General features: G+C 67.6%; 16 protein-coding genes. 1 reads left to right on the plus strand and 15 read right to left on the minus strand.

Annotated elements, in window-relative coordinates; genetic code table 11:
• Positions 1–171 precede the first annotated feature (171 nt).
• From DTA15_RS36170 to DTA15_RS36235, 14 genes are all read right to left on the minus strand, one after another.
• A complete protein-coding gene (locus DTA15_RS36170) occupies positions 172–1,572 on the minus strand; it encodes an MFS transporter (protein ID WP_006487206.1) in 1,401 nt (466 codons plus the stop codon).
• A 36-nt stretch (positions 1,573–1,608) separates the two neighbouring features.
• Complete coding sequence (locus tag DTA15_RS36175) at positions 1,609–2,853, minus strand: NAD(P)/FAD-dependent oxidoreductase (protein ID WP_006487198.1); 1,245 nt, start codon at positions 2,851–2,853, stop codon at positions 1,609–1,611.
• Entirely contained in the window at positions 2,850–3,812 is a 963-nt protein-coding gene (locus DTA15_RS36180; protein ID WP_006487197.1) for a VOC family protein, read from the minus strand. Before DTA15_RS36180 ends, DTA15_RS36175 begins: the two co-directional genes overlap by 4 nt.
• An 18-nt stretch (positions 3,813–3,830) precedes the next feature.
• Complete coding sequence (locus DTA15_RS36185) at positions 3,831–5,321, minus strand: aldehyde dehydrogenase (protein ID WP_006487205.1); 1,491 nt, start codon at positions 5,319–5,321, stop codon at positions 3,831–3,833.
• A 72-nt stretch (positions 5,322–5,393) separates the two neighbouring features.
• Positions 5,394–6,221: an aspartate dehydrogenase gene (locus DTA15_RS36190; RefSeq protein ID WP_006487191.1), complete on the minus strand. Its 828-nt coding sequence runs from the start codon at positions 6,219–6,221 to the stop codon at positions 5,394–5,396.
• On the minus strand, positions 6,214–7,881 hold the full coding sequence (locus tag DTA15_RS36195; protein WP_006487228.1) for a thiamine pyrophosphate-binding protein: 1,668 nt from the start codon (positions 7,879–7,881) through the stop codon (positions 6,214–6,216). Before DTA15_RS36195 ends, DTA15_RS36190 begins: the two co-directional genes overlap by 8 nt.
• Positions 7,874–8,671 (minus strand): SDR family oxidoreductase, encoded by a 798-nt coding sequence (locus tag DTA15_RS36200; RefSeq protein WP_006487171.1) that lies wholly within the window; start codon positions 8,669–8,671, stop codon positions 7,874–7,876. The genes DTA15_RS36195 and DTA15_RS36200 overlap by 8 nt, the downstream gene beginning before the upstream one ends.
• Positions 8,668–9,525 (minus strand): IclR family transcriptional regulator, encoded by an 858-nt coding sequence (locus tag DTA15_RS36205; protein WP_006487201.1) that lies wholly within the window; start codon positions 9,523–9,525, stop codon positions 8,668–8,670. Before DTA15_RS36205 ends, DTA15_RS36200 begins: the two co-directional genes overlap by 4 nt.
• A gap of 37 nt (positions 9,526–9,562) precedes the next feature.
• Positions 9,563–10,459, minus strand: coding sequence for an alpha/beta fold hydrolase (locus tag DTA15_RS36210; protein ID WP_006493862.1), 897 nt, complete (start codon positions 10,457–10,459; stop codon positions 9,563–9,565).
• Positions 10,460–10,477: 18 nt separating this feature from the next.
• Positions 10,478–11,005: a cupin domain-containing protein gene (locus tag DTA15_RS36215; RefSeq protein ID WP_006489904.1), complete on the minus strand. Its 528-nt coding sequence runs from the start codon at positions 11,003–11,005 to the stop codon at positions 10,478–10,480.
• 34 nt (positions 11,006–11,039) lie between these two features.
• Entirely contained in the window at positions 11,040–11,810 is a 771-nt protein-coding gene (locus DTA15_RS36220) for an SDR family oxidoreductase (protein ID WP_006489881.1), read from the minus strand.
• Positions 11,803–12,873: an aromatic ring-hydroxylating dioxygenase subunit alpha gene (locus tag DTA15_RS36225; protein WP_006489909.1), complete on the minus strand. Its 1,071-nt coding sequence runs from the start codon at positions 12,871–12,873 to the stop codon at positions 11,803–11,805. The genes DTA15_RS36220 and DTA15_RS36225 overlap by 8 nt, the downstream gene beginning before the upstream one ends.
• A gap of 54 nt (positions 12,874–12,927) precedes the next feature.
• Entirely contained in the window at positions 12,928–13,239 is a 312-nt protein-coding gene (locus DTA15_RS36230) for a recombinase-like helix-turn-helix domain-containing protein (protein WP_006489911.1), read from the minus strand.
• Position 13,240: 1 nt separating this feature from the next.
• Positions 13,241–13,558, minus strand: a complete 318-nt coding sequence (locus DTA15_RS36235) for a non-heme iron oxygenase ferredoxin subunit (RefSeq protein ID WP_006489883.1) — start codon at positions 13,556–13,558, stop codon at positions 13,241–13,243.
• A gap of 444 nt (positions 13,559–14,002) precedes the next feature.
• On the opposite strand from DTA15_RS36235, the gene DTA15_RS36240 reads away from it, so the two are divergent.
• Complete coding sequence (locus DTA15_RS36240) at positions 14,003–15,082, plus strand: porin (protein WP_006489902.1); 1,080 nt, start codon at positions 14,003–14,005, stop codon at positions 15,080–15,082.
• A gap of 108 nt (positions 15,083–15,190) precedes the next feature.
• Here the strand turns inward: DTA15_RS36240 and DTA15_RS36245 are convergent, their stop codons facing one another.
• Positions 15,191–16,084: an IclR family transcriptional regulator gene (locus tag DTA15_RS36245; protein WP_006489889.1), complete on the minus strand. Its 894-nt coding sequence runs from the start codon at positions 16,082–16,084 to the stop codon at positions 15,191–15,193.
• Positions 16,085–16,258: the final 174 nt, after the last annotated feature.

The following is a 16,258-nucleotide window of genomic DNA, read 5'->3' on the forward strand; positions in this document are numbered from 1 at the left end:
GCAATCGTCTGACGAAATCGGGACCGTGAATTAGAACACGCGCGCCACGCGCCAACAATCGCGCGTACGCTCGGCACCCTGCACGCCCCCGCGAGGCGCCCCCGAAACAAAGAGGCCCGGGAGCATCGCCCCGGCCTCTCGGTTCACCTCATCCACCGCTGCGCAATGCGCTTACGCCTCGAGCGCCTCCAGCACCTTCCCCTTCGTCTCGATCCCGACGAAGTGCACGGTCAGCGCCGCGATCAGCGGCACGACGCCGATCAGGTAGAACGCCGGTGCGAGATTCCCGCCGATGATCGCGTGCGGCACGACCATCGGCGCGACGAACGACGCGATCTTCAGCCACGCGCTGCCGAGCCCGCAGCCCGACGCGCGGATGCTCGTCGGATACTGCTCCGGCGTGTAGACGTACGCGGTAATGAAGCCCGACGCCATCAGCCCGAGCGACAGCGAGCAGAAGATCGCGACCACGTACACCGACGACGCGTGATAGATGCCGGCGAGCGCCAGCGACAGCGCGCACAGCACGAACGACCACACGATCACCGGCTTGCGGCCGAGCTTGTCGACCAGCAGCGCGGACGCGAGCGACCCGAGCACGCCCATCACCGAGCCGATCACCGCCAGATTCAGCGCGAGCTGCAGCGGTGCGTGATAGAAGTTCTTGTAGATCGTCGGCAGCCACGTCGACAGCCCGTACTGGATGAACCCGCAGGTCGCCCACAACGTCGCCACCGCGAGCGTGCGCTTGCGATACGCGGCGCTGAACAGGTCGCTCATCCTGCGTTTCGGATGCTGGCGCACCAGTTCGTCGAACGCGGCCACCTGCGTGACGGGCGGCAGCTCGCCGCGCACCGATCCTTCGAACACGCCGACCGCACGCCCGGCTTCCGCGAGCCGCCCGCGCGACGCGAGCCAGCGCGGCGATTCCGGCACGAGGTGCGTGAGCACGAGCGACAGGATCAGCGGCAGCCCGCCGACGAAGTACATGATCTCCCAGCCGAAGCGCGGCACGAGCCACGCGCCGAGCGCCATCGACACGAGCAGGCCGATCGGGAACACGATCTCGTACAGCAGCACGAAGCGGCCGCGGCCATGTGCGCGCGTGATCTCGTTGATGTACGTCGCGGCGACCGGCAACTCGCCGCCGAGCCCGAGCCCCTGCAGGATCCGCAGCAGCACGAACACCTCGAAGGTCGGCGCGAAGCCGCACGCGATACTCGTGATGCCGATCACGGCCGAACTCCACGCGATCGCCTTCACGCGGCCGTGCTTTTCCGCGAGCGCGGGAAACAGGAACGCGCCGATCAGCTGGCCGATCGCGCCGGACGCGATCAGCATGCCGATCTGCGTCGGCGACAGCCCCCATTTGTGAATCAGCAACGGCAGCGTCGCCGCGATCGTGATCACGTCGAAGCCGTCGAAGAACGTCGCGGTGCCGATCAGCACGCGTGCGCGGATCTGCATCGAGTTGGCCGGAAGCCGCTCGAGCCGCGCGATGATCGCGCCGGGCGTGGAGGCGGCAGCTTCCATCGTGGCCCTGCCGGCCACGACGTTGTCGAAAGTGCTCATGCGGGGTGTCTCCTGGATCTCTTTCCGGTGGGCCGGTCAGGCAAGCGCTTGGGTCGTGTCTGCCAGGGCTTCCGTATCCACTGCCCGGCCCTGGTTCATCCACTTGCGCGCGAGTTTCAGCTCACGCGCGTTGTTCACGGCGATGACACCTCTCACATGTCCGTCGCCGACAAAAAACAGCGTCGCACGACGCGCGGCGAGATCGCCGCGCACGACGAGCTGCGCATCGGCCGGCAGATCGCCCAGGATCTGCAGGTTCACGTCATACTGATCGGACCAGAACCACGGAATCTCCGCGTACGGTGCGCGCACGCCGAGCACGGCCTTCGCCGCCGCGATCGCCTGGTTCTGCGCGTTGGCCCACGATTCGAGCCGCACGCGCCGCTTCAGCCAGCCGTTGTGATGGTTCGCGACGTCGCCGCACGCGAAGATCGCCGGGTCGCTCGTCGCGCCGTATTCGTCGACGACGATGCCGTCGTCGACCGCGAGCCCCGCGTCGCTCGCGAGCGATGCGTTGAGCGCGAGGCCGATGCCGGCCACCGCGAAATCGGCGTCGATCGTCGTACCGTCGGCGAGCGTCGCGCGCACCTTCGACGCGTCGTCCGGCCGCGGGTCGAGCGACGCGAGCGCGGCGCCCGTCCGCACGTCGACGCCGTTCGAACGATGCAGGTCGAGCAGGAAGTCGGACACGATCTGCGGCACCGAGCGGCCACACAGGCGCGGCGCGCCTTCGACGACCACGGCTTCGACGCCGAGCTTGCGCGCGGTCGCCGCGACTTCGAGGCCGATCCAGCCACCGCCGATCACGAGCACGCGCCGGCTCGCGCGCAGCTTCTCGCCGAGTGCGGCCGCTTCGTCGAGCGTGCGCAGGTAATGCAGGTTCGGCGTATTGACGAGCGCATCGGGCAAGCGACGCGACGTACCGCCGGTCGCGATCACGAGCCGGTCGTATTCGATCTCGCGGCCGCTTTCGGTTTTCACCACGCGGCGTGCACGGTCGATGGAGGCCGCACGTTCCGGCTGCCATGCTTCGACGTTCAGCGCGTCGAATTCGTCGGGACGCACGACGCGCACGGTTTCGATATCCGCGTCGCCGGCCAGCACGGCCTTCGACAGCGGCGGGCGCTCGTACGGCAGATGCGGCTCGTCGGCGATCATCACGAGACGGCCTGCGTATCCTTCGGCGCGCAACGTCTTCAACACCCAGCCGGCGGCCTGGCCGCCGCCGATCACGACGACCGTGGCCGGCGCGGCCGCTTCCCGCGCGTTCGTTTCGCTCATGATTTGCGCTCCGTCATGAACTTGCCTTCCGGCGCCTTCGCGTTCTTCTGCCGGCGCGTATTGCCGTCGAGGCCGCCGTCGACGGCCCATTCGGCGAACACGGTCGGGCCCGGCTCGAATTCGCGCGGCTGCCATTCGGGCGTGAGCACGTCTTCGTCCGCGTAATACTCGATCAGGCCGCCGGCCGGGTTCTGGAAGTACCAGAAGTACGCGGATGACACCGGATGACGCCCCGGGCCGAGCTGCGTTTCCCAGCCGCAGCGGTCGATGTGCATGCCGCCGCCGAACACTTCGTGGATGTCGCGCACGGTGAACGCGACGTGGTTCAGGCCGCGTTTTCCGTTCGGCAGCGCGAGCAGGAACAGGTCGTGATGGCCGCCGTGCGGCGCGCAGCGCATGAATGCGCCGCGGCCCGGATAACGATCCGACGTCTCGAAGCCGAGCAGTTCGTGATAGAACTTTTCCTGCGCGTCGAGGCAGTTCGTGAAGAACACGACGTGCCCGACCTCGACCGGCTCCGCGCGCGCATAGACCGGGCTCGGCTGGTCGACGCGCAGCGTCTGGCCCCACACGTTCGACGGCGAGCCCGCGATGTCGAGTGCGCGCTTGCGCGTGACTTCGACGCGAATCGCCATCCCGTTCGGATCGATGCAGCCGACCGCATCGTCCTGTGCGTAATAGCCGGGCTGGCCGGCGAGCTTCGTGCGCAGCGCGTCGAGTTCGGCCTGCGTCGCGACGCCCCACGTGACTTCACGCAGCGTCGGACCGGCCTCGAACGCCGGCGGCAGCGCCGGATCGTCGGCCTTGACGGCCAGCACGGTGCAGCCGTTCAGCGTTTCGAAGCGGGCGCGCGTGTCGTCGTGCGCGACTTCCTTCATCCCCCAGTCGGCGAAAAAGCGCCGGCAGGTGGCGAGGTCGTCGACACCGTACGTGATCTGCTCGATTCCCAAGATGCTCATTGCGTCATTCCCCTTCGCTCAGTTCGCCCACGGCAGCGGCGCGTCGTTCAAGCCCCAGTAGAGGCTCTTCTGCTGCATGTATTCGCGGATGCCGAGACGTCCCTTCTCGCGCCCCATCCCGCTCTCCTTCCAGCCCGAGAACGGCGTGGAGATCGAGAACAGCTTGTACGTGTTGATCCAGACGGTGCCCGTCTCGAGTGCCCGCGCGATGCGCCATGCGCGCTTGTAGTCGCGCGTCCAGATGCCGGCCGCGAGGCCGAACACGCTGTCGTTCGCCTGCGCGATCAGCGATGCTTCGTCGTCGAACGGCATCGCGACCAGCACCGGCCCGAAGATTTCCTCCTGGCAAATGCGCGCGCTGTTCGGCAAGCCTTCGAGAATCGTCGGCTGATAGAAGAAGCCGTTCTCGCGCCCGTCGCCCGCCGGCCGCTCGCCGCCGCACAGCAGGCGGCCGCCTTCTTCCAGCCCGAGCGCGACGTAGCGTTCGACCGACTCGCGATGCTTCGCGGTGATCAGCGGGCCCATCTGCGTGTCGGGCCGCGTCGGGTCGCCCACGCGCAGCTTGCGGGCGCCCGCCACCAGGCGCTGCATGAATGCGTCGTACACCGCGCGCTGCACGAACAGCCGCGAACCGGCGATGCAGGCTTCGCCCGACGAGCTGAAGATGCCGTACAGCACGCCGTTGACCGCGTGATCGAGATCGGCGTCGTCGCACACGATCGTCGGCGACTTGCCGCCGAGTTCGAGCGACACCGGCATCAGCTTCTCGGCCGCGATGCGCGCGATACCGCGGCCAACCTCGGTGCCGCCGGTAAACGACACCTTCTTCACCAGCGGATGACGCACGAGCACGTCGCCGATCACCGAGCCCTTGCCCGGCAGCACGCTCAGCACGCCCTTCGGCACGCCGGCTTCCTCGCAGATGCGCGCCAGCGCGAGCGATACGAGCGGCGTGACCTCGGCCGGCTTGAGCACCACCGCGTTGCCGCCGGCCAGCGCGGGGGCGAGTTTCTGCGCGTCGGACGCGATCGGCGAATTCCACGGCGTGATCGCGGCGATCACGCCGATCGGCTCGTACACGCTCATCGTCAGGTAGTCGCCGCGCGACGGCGTCAGTTCTTCATCGAGCGTCTCGAGGCAGGCCGCGAAGTAGCGGAACGTGTTCGCGGCGCTGGCCACCAGCACGCGCGTCTCGCCGATCGGCTTGCCGTTGTCGCGGCGCTGCAGGTTCGCGAGCGCTTCGTGGCGCTGCATGATCAGGTCGGCGATGCGGTACAGCACCTGCGCGCGCAGGTGCGGCTTCAGCCCGGCCCAGTCGGCGCGGCGCCATGCGGCGTCGGCCGCCACGACGGCGTCGGCCGCGTCTTCCGCGTTCGCCGTCGACACTTCCATGTTCACCGACTGGTCGGCCGGATAGATGCTCGTGTAAGGCGCGCCACGGCCGCGCCGCCACTCGCCGCCGATCAGGATGTTGCCGTCGGGTACGAGGCGCGTATCGAAAGGAGTCATGTCACAAGTCCCACAAATCTGTCTCTGCACGTCCGCCCTCGCCGTGGCGCGGGCGGACGCTCGATGGTCCGGTCAGATCACGCAGCGGGCCGCGCGGTTGCGCAGCGCGCGAATCGCGCTGTACGCGGTCAGCGCGGACGTCTTCGGGTTGTCGGGCAGCGGCTTGCCGCTCATTTCCAGCGACATCTCGCCGAACGCGCCGCGTGCGGTGATGCGATGCACGTTGCGCGCCACCGCCGGATCGGCGATCAGGCGCACGTGCGTCGCGTCGAGACCGAGGCCCGCGAGCGCGACCGTCGCCGCGACGTTCGCGTTCTTCGGATACAGCCGCGCGGCGTCGCGTGCAGTGCCTTCGAAGATCACCTTTTCCCCGGTCATCGCGCGCAGGTCGCACAATTCCTCGGCCGGCGTGCCGAGCCAGCCGAGCGGCGGCTTGCGGCCGACGTACAGCACTTCGTCGAGGCCGCCCTGCTTCGCGGACGCCAGCGCGTCGATGCCGCCGATCGCACCCGACAGCAGCGTCACCGTCGTGCCGCCTTCGTCGGCGGCCTGCGACAGCACGTCGAGCAGCGCGAGATCGGACAGCGCGCCGATCGATGCGACCGCGCAGTCGGTGCCGGCCTTCAGCAGCGGCACGACGTGATCGACGAGCGCGCTGTGGCCCGCGCATTCGAGCGCGAACTCGGGGCGGCGGGCCAGCGCGTCGACCGACGACACGACCTCCACCGCGTCGCCGAGCTCGCCCTGCACCGCCGCGCGCTGGTGTGCCGGCACGATCACGTGCGCGACGCGCAGCGACGCATCGTGCTCGACCGCGTGGTACACGGCCGCGCCGATCGCGCCGAAGCCGATCATCGCGACGTCGACGGGCGCGTGCGCGCGCTTCTGGTCGTCATGCATACTGGCGCTCCGTCGGCGCTTCCTTCTTCACCGGCGGCCCCGCGAAGTTCGACGCGAACGAACCGACCGACAGCATGTCGACCTCGACCATCACCGGCCCTTCCTTCGCCATCCCTTCTCGCACGATCGCTTCGGCCTGGTCGAGCGACGTGATCCGGTAGTGCGTGAGGCCGAAGCTCGCGCAGAACTGCGCGAAATCGGGCTGGTGCAGCTGCACGAAGCAACGGCGGCCGCCGTAGTGCGCGTCCTGGATGTTGCGGATCACGCCGTAGCACTGGTCGTTCATCAGCACGATCATCACGTTCGCGTTTTCCTGCACGGCCGTCACGAGCTCGCCGACGTTGACCATCAGGCCGCCGTCGCCGACGAGGCAGACCGTCTTCGCCGCCGTGCCCGCGAGCGCCGCGCCGATGCCCATCTGGATACCCTGGCCGATGCCGCCGCCGAGCGCATGCACGCCCGAGCGCGGCTCGAAGATCTTCAGCAGGCGGTTGCCCCACGTGCTGTTCGAGATCGTCACGTCGCGCACCCAGTTGTAGTCGCGGCCCACCACGCCCTGCAGCGTGTCGACGAGCTTCTTGTACGGCCCGAGGCCCTTCGACACGTCGGCCACCGCTTCCTCGCGGGCCGCCGCGAGATCGGCCGCGAACCGCGGATCGACCGACAGGCGGCCTTCGAGGCGATCGGCCAGTTCGGCCAGCACGCGCTTCGAATCGCCGTGCACGAACAGCGCGTTGCGATAGCCGCGGTTGTCGGCGAGCGCATCGGCATCGACGCGGAACAGCGGCTGCGGCAGCGCGAGCTTGTACTTCAGCGTTTCGTTGCCGCGCAGGCGCGAGCCGACCACGACGAGCGCGTCGCAGGTCTTGTAGAACGCCTCGACGGACGCATGCACGTTGAACGCGCCGAGCGTCGCCGGATGATCTTCCGGCAGCACGCCGCGGCCCTGCACGCTCGTCACGACGCCGAAGCCGAGCTTCACGAGGCGTTCGACTTCCTCGCGTGCATGGCGTGCCCCGCCGCCGAGCCACAGCAGCGGGCGGCGCTTGGCCGCGAGCGCGTCGGCGAGCTTCGCGACGCGGGCGGTGTCGTGCTCGCGCACCGCGACGTGGGCGGGCGCGAGGTCTTCCGGCCATTCTATTTCGGCCGCCTGGATGTCGATCGGAATCTCGACCGACACGGGGCCCGTCGGCGCGGTCTGCGCGATGCGCACGGCTTCGCGGATCGTCGGCAGCACGGTTTCGACGGTGCGCACGCGGAACGCGGCCTTCGAGATCGAGTCGAGCATCGACAACTGGTCGGGCGCTTCGTGGATGTACGCGAGATCCTGGTCGAGATACGGTGTCTCGATCTGCCCGGTCACGTGCAGCAGCGCGGTGCCGGCCGTCAGCGCCTCGACCATCGCGCCGGCCGCGTTGCCGGCCGCCGTGCCCGTGCTCGTGAATGCGACGCCGAGGCCGCCCGACACGCGGGCCAGCCCGTCGGCCATGTTCAGCGCACCCGCTTCGCCGCGCGCACCGACATACCGGATGTTGCCGCGCGAATTGATCGCGTCGAGGATCGGCATGTTGTGGATCGAGATGACACCGAATGCGGTTTTCACGCCGCACTGCTCGAGAAAGGCGGCAATCAGCTCGCCAACCGTGGTTTTTTTAGACATGGCGTGCAAAGCCTCCAGAAACGTCGATATGGCTGCCCGTCGTGTAGGACGACAGATGCGTTGCGAGATAAAAAAGTGCCCAGGCCGCCTCGTCAGGCTTGCCGAAGCGATTCAGCGGAATGTTCTTCTTGCGGGCGAGCGCGCCCGTCCAGTCCTCCCAGCTTTCGCCGGGCTGCGCCTGCGTGTCGTAGCGGCGGCGCCACTGCCCCGACTCGACGATGCCGATCAGGATCGAGTTCACGCGGATGCGCTGCGGCGCCAGTTCGGTCGCGAGCGACTTCACGAGACTCAGCACGCCGGCACGCGCCGACGACGTCGCGACCATGTGCGGCTCCGGCTGCAGCGCGAGCAGCGAGTTCACGCAGGTGATCGTCGGCGCAGCCGCATCGCGCAGCAGCGGCAGGAATGCGCGCGTCGGGCGGATGATGCTGAAGTACTTCAGTTCGAGTTCTTCGCGCCAGGCGTCGTCGGTCGTGTCGGCAAAGGTCGAGACGCGGCCCTGGCCGGCGTTGTTGACCAGCATGTCGGCGCAGCCGAAACGCGCGGATACCGCTTGCGCGAACGCGGTCACGTCGGCTTCGTCGAGCACGTTGCAGCGCGTGGCCAGCAGTCGTGCATCCGCGTACTTGCCGCGCAGCATCGCCTCGGCGCGTGCGAGGCGTTCGTCGTCGCGGCCGCAGATCGCGACCGACGCGCCTGCCTGCAGAAACCGTTCGGCTGTCGCGAGTCCGATGCCGGACGAACCGCCCGTCACCACCGCCACTTGCCCGCTCAGATCGATCTGGATCATCGGAGTCCTAAAGCTTCGAGAAACGTGTGCTCGTCATCCGAGCGGTAATTCAGCCGCCGCGACAGTTCCGCCGCCGCGCGCTGCACCTTGTCGATCAGCCCGTCCGCGATCAGCGCCGCGTCGATCTCCGGACGCGGCACCGTCACCGTGATGCAAGCGACGATCTTCTGCGTCTCGTTGCGCACCGGCGCCGTGACGACCGAGATCCCGCGCTCGAACGACGAATTGCTGACGCCGTAGCCGCGCAGCGCATCCTCGCGGATCACTTCGTACAGCGCGTCGACCGTTTCCGGCGTCGCGCTCGTCATCCGGTTCAGCACGCCTTCCGGATACAGCGCATGCAGTTCCTTCAGCGACAGGTCGCCCATCAGCACGTGGCCGTGCGTCGTCGCATGCGCGGGCAGCCGGGTGCCGACGTTCACGCGGATCGAACTGAACACCGGCGACTGGCTCTGCGCCTTCGCGACGAACACCACGTCGCGGCCGTCGCGGATCACGATGTGCGTCGTGAAGCCGGTCGCATCGCGCAGGCTTTCGATCACCGGCAGGCCGAGATCGGTCAGCTCCAGCGAGCTCAGGTATTCGAAGCCGAGCCGCAGCACCGCGATGCCGAGCTTGTAGTTGCGATCCTTGTCCGCGCGTTCGAGAAAGCCGAGCGATTCGAGCGTCTGCAGCAGACGGAACACCGTCGTGCGCGGAATGCCGAGCCGCTTCGACAGTTCGGGCGCGCCGAGCACGGGCTCGCGCGGCGAGAATTCGGCGAGAATCCGCAACCCGCGTTCGAGGCCCGGCACCACGTAGCTGGCTTCGGCCTTCGCGTTTTCGGATTCGTTTTGTTGCAGCGGTTCGCTCATTTATGCCTCCCGCGAACCAAGGTGAGCGTGGGGGACTTCATGCCAGCCCCCACTGCGTATCGCACTGCCGGCAGAACGAGTCGATCAGCGCGGAATACGCGGCCGGCGCTTCCACATAGCCGGCGTGCCCTGCCTGCGGAATCACCTGCAGCCCGACGTGCGCGGCCGCGGCGATCCGCTCGCACGCGGCGGGTGGCGTGATCGCGTCGTTCGCGCCGACGGCCACGGCCGTGCGGCCCCGGAAGCCGGCGAGATCGGCCGCGAGATCGGCGTTCGCGAGCAGATGCGTGGCCTGCGCATAGCCGGCCGGCACGATGCGCGCCATGTTCCAGCGCACCCATGCCTTTGCCTCCTCGTTCGCGAAACCGGACAGCATGTTGCCGCTGCGCTGCTCGGCGAGCCCGGCCGGGCCGAGTTCCGCGAGCATCGCGAGCCGTGCGTCGCGGCGCGCTTCGCGGGTCTCGGCCGGTGCGCTGCCGTAGCCGCCCGCGGGCGACACCAGCAGCAGGCCGGCGATTTGCGCGGGCGTCACGCGGGCGAGACCGCCCGCGATGATCGCGCCGAGCGAATGGCCGACCAGGACGCAGCGTTCGATGCCGAGTGCCTCGAGCCACGCGTTCAGCGCTGCCGCGTAATCGGCGGCGGCCGGCGACGCGCCGTGCACGGGCGTCGACACGCCGTAACCGGGCGCATCCCACGCGAGCACGCGCCGCGATGCGCCCAGCGTGTCGAGCTGGCGGACCCACGACGCGGCGCCCGAGCCGATCCCGTGCAGCAGCACGACGGGCAGCGCGCGGCCCGCATGCTGCGCGCCGGCCTCGCGATAACCGATCGTGCCCGCCGCGCCGGCCGCGCAACGCTGCTCGGGAAACTGCCCGAGCAGCGCGGCGAACGCCGCGGTGCGGTCGCGTTCACGTTTGTCGATGACACTCATTGCTTCACCCGCTCCGTCTCAACGCTTGATCTTCGCGAGCGGCGAATCGGGCGGATACGTCGGCGTGATCGGCTTCGACGAACCGAGCATCACGCACATCAGCGCATCTTCCTCGCCGATGTTGATTTCCGTGCGATACACGCCGGGCGGCACCGAGATCAGGTCGCGCTCGCCGAGGATCGCTTCCCACGTCTCGCCGTCGCGCTCGCAGATCACCTTCATCTTGCCGCGCAGCACGAAGAAGATTTCCTCGACGTCGATATGGATGTGGCTCGGGCCGATGTTGCCGGCCGGGATGACCATCGTCGAGAACGTGAAGTTGCCGGCCGGCACCGTGTTGACGTCCTTCGCGACGCCCGTGCCGCCCGTGCCGACATAGCGCATCTGCGCACGGCGGTACTTCGGGTCGTAATCGGCCTGGAACTTCAGCGCGTCCCAGTCGTAGCGCCGCGTCGCATAGCGCGCGACGCGCCCTTCCATCCAGTCGTTGAAGCTTGCGCCTTCCGGCTGGTCCCACGACTTGCGTTCGAGATCGGCGTCCGCCATCGTCCTCTCCTTCATTCCGAGTGAAAACTGCAATTCAGTTCATTACGAAGCCGCCGTTGACCGGCAGCAATTGGCCCGTCACGAAGCGCGCGCCGTCCGACAGCAGGAACAGCACCGGGCCCGTCACGTCGTCGGGCACCTGCGCGCGTGTCAGCGCACGGCCCTGCAGGTAGAACGCATGGCGTTCCGCCGGCACGTACGCGGTCGCCTCGACTTCGGTCAGCCCCGGCGCGATCGCGTTGACCGTCACGCCGTGCGCGCCGAACTCACGCGCCTGCGCATGCGTCATCGCGATCACCGCGCCCTTGCTCGCGACGTACGCGAGCAGCTTCGGCGCGCCCCACAGCGCGGTGTCCGACGCAAGATTCACAATTGCGCCGCGACCCGACCGCGCGAGGTGCGGCAGCGCCGCGTTGCTGACGAGCCATACGCCGCGCACGTTCACGTTCATCACGGCGTCCCACGTCGACACGTCGAGCTCCGTCGACAGCTTGCCGCCCGAGTTCGTGATCGCCGCGTTGTTGATCAGCGCGTCGAGGCCGCCGAGCGCCGCCGCGCCCTGCGCGACGAATGCGTCGATGCTGGCCGGATCGGCGAGGTCGAGTGCGAAGAAATGCGCGGTGTGGCCGGCTTGCGCGAGCTGCGCGGCCAGCGCGCGGCCCTCTTGCGCGAGCACGTCGCCGAACGCGACCTGCGCGCCCGCTTCGACCAGCGCCTTCACGAAGGCGGCGCCGAGACCGCGCGCGCCGCCCGTGACGAGCACGCGGCGACCGGGCAGCGCGACGATCGGAGCGAGCTCAGCCATTCGCGGGCTCCGCGGCGGCATGCGCCGCACGATGCGCGTCGAGCGCGGACAGGTGTTCCTGCGCACGCTGGCGCAGCATCCGGCGCACACGCGTGATGCCGACGTCGTGCTGGTACAGGTATTCGTGATCGCGCGCATGCGGCGCGAGGCTTTCGAGGACGTAGCGATCCTGCTCGAGCACGTCCCAGTGCAGACCCTCGAGGCGGTTGCGGTACATGAAGCGCCACACGTCGCGCTGCCAGCCGCTGACCTTGCGGGTACGCCAGAAATAGACCTGGCAGTGGTCGCCGTCGACCGGCGTCGCGAAGCCGATGATCCCGAAGTTGCCGCCGGGGCCGAACTTCTGCTTGTACGGAATCGCGAGACGCATCCACAGGCAGCCCGTTTCGCCGAGCTCGACCCAGTCGAAGTTCACGTCGCGCTGGCCGATCTTCTCGAACATCAGCCCCGTTTCGGTCTTGCGCACGCGCATGTCGGCCTGCTTGTCGCCTTCGGCCATCGAGTGCGACGTGGCGTGCAGATACGCGCCGTGCATCGGGTCCATCACGTTGTCGATCGCGTACTGGTAATTGCACTTCCAGTTCGATACGCACAGGAAGTGGCCATACTCTTCGGCGACCAGTTCTTCCGGCAGGTTCAGCGGCGCCGGCTCGCCGTGCGCTTCGTCGCCGAACCACAGGAAGATCGCGCCGGCCTTCTCTTCGACCGGATACGACTTCACGCACTTCGTGCCTTCGAGCGGACAGTTCGACACCGCCGGCACGCGATTGACCGTGCCGCCGCCGTCGACTTCGATGCCGTGATACCAGCACGCGATGTTGCCGCCGAGGTTCCAGCCGAGCGACAGGCGCGCGCCGCGGTGCGGGCAACGGTCTTCCAGTGCGTGGACCTTGCCGTCGTGATCGCGCCACAGCACGATCTGCTCGGACAGGCGCGTGAGGCCGACCGGTGCATTCGACACCTGCCAGCTCGGTGCGACGGGATACCAGTAGTTCTTGATGCCGCGGTCGAGATAGTCACGGACCGGGTCGTGTTGGGCTTCGTGTTGGTCGGGGGACGTCATCAGTGTGCTCCGGATTCGGTTGTCGTCGGGTCGGTGGTCACGCGGCGCGCGCGCTCATTCCGCCAGCGCGGCCATTTCGGCGCGAAAGCGCGCCGCGGTCCACGCGGTGCCGTCCGGCGCGCGGAAGCCGATGCGGTTCAGGCCCGCGACGACATCGTCCAGCTCGGTCGCGCCGCTCTCGAACACGCGTTCGAGCGCATCGCCGAGGTCGTTCTCGTACTGCGTGGGTGCGGCCTTGCGGTTCTGCCAGACCTGGTTCTCGACCTGGCCGGGGATTTCGATCTGCCCCTTGCCCGCGATGTTGTTCGGCTGCGGCGCCACCCACGGCTTCAGGAAGGGATTGAAGTTGACGGTCGCTTCTTTCATGTCATTCCACCTTGATCTGGATTTCCTCGCCGGCGAGGCGCACCGCGTACTGCTTCAGCGCGCGCCCGCCCGGCCCCTTCAGGCATTCGCCCGTCTTGATGTCGAACACGGCCTCGTGCAGCGGGCATTCGACCGTGCCTTCGTCGACGAACCCCTGCGTCAGCAGCGCGTACGCATGCGGGCACACGTTCTCGAGCGCATACACGTCGTCGCCGACGCGGTAGATCCCGATTTCCACGCCGTCGGTCCGCTTGAACTCGATCGGCGTGTCTTCCGACAGCGCGCCGGCGTGACCGGCGCAAATCCATTGTTCAGACATCTCACACCCTTCCTTCTGATCGACTCTCGGTTTGTTCCGATTTGTTCCATATCCGGAACAGCAGTTTATGGATGGTGATTATAGGAGCGACTTTCCACGAGTAAAACAAAAAGCTGCATGTCCTAGGGAAAACACCGACCGTCAGGTCGACGCACCCTTTCGCCTACCTGATCGAATGTAATTTTTTGTTATGTGACGGGGATTTATCGGCTTTTCCGAGACATCGCGCCGGGTTGCCGGGCGTCGGCACCGCGCCCATCCGTCCCGAAAAATTTATTTTTGATCCGGCGCTCAGCGCCTCTATACTCCATTCCATCAGAGGCACACTGTTCCTTATATGGAACATACGAATGCCCATGCGGCGATGAACATGCGCGACGGCCGGCCGTCCCCGCGCAGGCCGTCACGACACGTATTCATCAGGTTGGAGAGTCAGGAGACAAAATGGTCAAGCATGCGGTAGCAGCGGCAGTCATCGGAATGGGCGCCGCGTCGGGCGCGTGGGCGCAGAGCAGCGTGGTGCTGTACGGCAGCATGGACGCGGGGATCGCGTACGTGAACAACGTCGGCGGCCACGCGAAGTGGGCGATGATCCAGGGCAATACGCAGCCCGACCGGTGGGGCCTGAAGGGCAAGGAAGATCTCGGCGGCGGGCTGTCCGCGATCTTCCAGCTGGAAAACGGCTTCTATACGAACAACGGCCAGTTCGCGACCGCGAACACGATCTGGAACCGCGCGGCGTTCGTCGGCCTGAGTTCGGAGCGCTACGGCACGCTGACGCTCGGCCGCCAGACGCCGCTGACGTTCGACTATCTCGATCCGCTCAGCACGGCGTACCTCGCGATGAGCTGGTTTGCGTTCCACCCGGGCAACATCGACGGGCTCGCCGCGACCGGCAACGTGCCGTACAACAATTCGGTCAAGTACCGTTCACCGACCTTCGCGGGCTTCTCGGCCGCGGCGACGCTCGCGCTCGGCAACACGACGAACTTCTCGACCGGCAAATCGGTCGGCGTCGCGCTGAACTACGTGAACGGGCCGTTCAAGGCGTCGGCCGTCTACTCGAACGAGCACGACCGCGCGATCCTGATCAGCCAGACGGGCATCACATCGTTCCAGGGGCAGAACACCGCGAATGGTTACCTTGCGAACAAGGTCGAGAACATCGGCGCGGGCGCGTCGTACCAGATCGGCGACTTCCTCGTGCACGGCCTCTACACGCGCGTGAAGATGCAGTCGAACGGGTTTTCCGACACGTTCCAGAGCTACGACGCGGGTGTGAACTACCGCAGCAGCGCGTTCAACACGATCGCGGGCGGCGCGGCGACCACGACGCTGGCCGGCCGCCGCTGGACGCAGGTCGAACTCGGCGACATCTACGCGTTGTCGAAGCGCACGCAGCTGTATGCGAACGTGCTTTATGAACACGGTTCGGGCGGCGCGAAGGCCGCGTTCTTCACGGCCGGCGTGTCGAGCACCGCGAACCAGGTGATCGTGCTGACCGGCATCCATCACTCGTTCTGAGCAGGTTTGCGCACCGCGCGTGCGGTGCCGGAAAACGACGAGAGCGGCCCGCGGGCCGCTCTCGTCGTTTGCGATGCCGCGCACCGCGGCCGGATCGATGCACGAGCGTCAGAACATCGCGACCTTGTGGCGCGCATGCGCGAACGTCGGGTCGCTTTCGAGCGGACGATAGTTCAGCCGTTGCGACAGGTCGACCGCCGCACCGCACACGGCTTCGACGAGCCGCTCCTTCTCGCCGGCCTCGCCGATCTCCGAGCGCGGCACCGTCGCGGTGATCGCCGCGACGATCGAGCCCGAATGATCGCGCACCGGCGCGGTCACGGCCGAAATGCCGCTCTCGAACGCTGCCTCGCTGACCGCATAGCCGAGCCGCGCGTAATGACGCACGCGTTCGTACAGCTCGTCGACGGTGCCCGGCGTGCGCTCGGTGAACTGTTCGAGCTTCTTTTCCGGATAGAGCTGCCGCAGCGCGTCGCGCGTCAGGTCGCCCATCAGCACGTGGCCGTGCACGGTCGCATGCGCGGGCAGGCGCGTGCCGACGTGCACCTTCACCGAACCGAACATCGACGCATTGCTCTGCGCCTTCGCGACGAACACCACGTCACGCTGGTCGCGGATCAGCAGGTGCGTCGACAGGCCGGTCGAATCGCGCAACCGCTCGAGCACGGGCGTGCCGAGATCGGTCAGTTCGAGCGAATTCAGGTATTCGAAGCCGAGCCGCAGCACGCCGACGCCGAGCCGGAAATAGCGGTCGCCGTTCACGCGTTCGAGGAAACCGAGCGCTTCGAGCGTCTGCAGCAGGCGGAACGTGGTCGTACGCGGAATGCCGATGCGCTTCGACAGTTCGGGCGCACCGAGCACCGGCTCGCGCGCGGAGAATTCGGCGAGGATCCGCAGCCCGCGTTCGAGCCCCGGCACCAGATAGGACGAAGCGCCGCCCGACGACTCGTCGTCGCCAGGCACCGCCGGATCGGGTGCATCGCTCATCGTTGTCTTGACCATGTGGACATGGACGGAAGGAAGTCGGTCACGAAACGGGTCATCGATCGTCGTGGATATTCGGTCATGCTACCTCAGTGCGCGCCCGGGCTCGCACCGGCGCGCGGCGCCGCGCTGCAGCATGCGCGGCCACGCCGCCATGACGCGTCATTCAAGGTCGAGAGGATAGCAGCGTTG

Origin of the sequence: Burkholderia cenocepacia, from assembly GCF_900446215.1 — a bacterium.
In the GTDB taxonomy this organism is placed as follows: domain Bacteria; phylum Pseudomonadota; class Gammaproteobacteria; order Burkholderiales; family Burkholderiaceae; genus Burkholderia; species Burkholderia cenocepacia.

Bases quoted from the DNA above. Each gene is read 5' to 3' on its own strand.
- DTA15_RS36240 (WP_006489902.1), top strand. From the start codon at position 14,003: ATGGTCAAGCATGCGGTAGCAGCGGCAGTCATCGGAATGGGCGCCGCG.
- DTA15_RS36220 (WP_006489881.1), bottom strand. From the start codon at position 11,810: ATGGCTGAGCTCGCTCCGATCGTCGCGCTGCCCGGTCGCCGCGTGCTC.
- DTA15_RS36210 (WP_006493862.1), bottom strand. From the start codon at position 10,459: ATGAGTGTCATCGACAAACGTGAACGCGACCGCACCGCGGCGTTCGCC.
- DTA15_RS36170 (WP_006487206.1), bottom strand. From the start codon at position 1,572: ATGAGCACTTTCGACAACGTCGTGGCCGGCAGGGCCACGATGGAAGCT.
- DTA15_RS36190 (WP_006487191.1), bottom strand. From the start codon at position 6,221: ATGCATGACGACCAGAAGCGCGCGCACGCGCCCGTCGACGTCGCGATG.
- DTA15_RS36235 (WP_006489883.1), bottom strand. From the start codon at position 13,558: ATGTCTGAACAATGGATTTGCGCCGGTCACGCCGGCGCGCTGTCGGAA.
- DTA15_RS36175 (WP_006487198.1), bottom strand. From the start codon at position 2,853: ATGAGCGAAACGAACGCGCGGGAAGCGGCCGCGCCGGCCACGGTCGTC.
- DTA15_RS36225 (WP_006489909.1), bottom strand. From the start codon at position 12,873: ATGACGTCCCCCGACCAACACGAAGCCCAACACGACCCGGTCCGTGAC.
- DTA15_RS36245 (WP_006489889.1), bottom strand. From the start codon at position 16,084: ATGGTCAAGACAACGATGAGCGATGCACCCGATCCGGCGGTGCCTGGC.
- DTA15_RS36195 (WP_006487228.1), bottom strand. From the start codon at position 7,881: ATGTCTAAAAAAACCACGGTTGGCGAGCTGATTGCCGCCTTTCTCGAG.
- DTA15_RS36180 (WP_006487197.1), bottom strand. From the start codon at position 3,812: ATGAGCATCTTGGGAATCGAGCAGATCACGTACGGTGTCGACGACCTC.
- DTA15_RS36185 (WP_006487205.1), bottom strand. From the start codon at position 5,321: ATGACTCCTTTCGATACGCGCCTCGTACCCGACGGCAACATCCTGATC.
- DTA15_RS36200 (WP_006487171.1), bottom strand. From the start codon at position 8,671: ATGATCCAGATCGATCTGAGCGGGCAAGTGGCGGTGGTGACGGGCGGT.
- DTA15_RS36215 (WP_006489904.1), bottom strand. From the start codon at position 11,005: ATGGCGGACGCCGATCTCGAACGCAAGTCGTGGGACCAGCCGGAAGGC.
- DTA15_RS36205 (WP_006487201.1), bottom strand. From the start codon at position 9,525: ATGAGCGAACCGCTGCAACAAAACGAATCCGAAAACGCGAAGGCCGAA.
- DTA15_RS36230 (WP_006489911.1), bottom strand. From the start codon at position 13,239: ATGAAAGAAGCGACCGTCAACTTCAATCCCTTCCTGAAGCCGTGGGTG.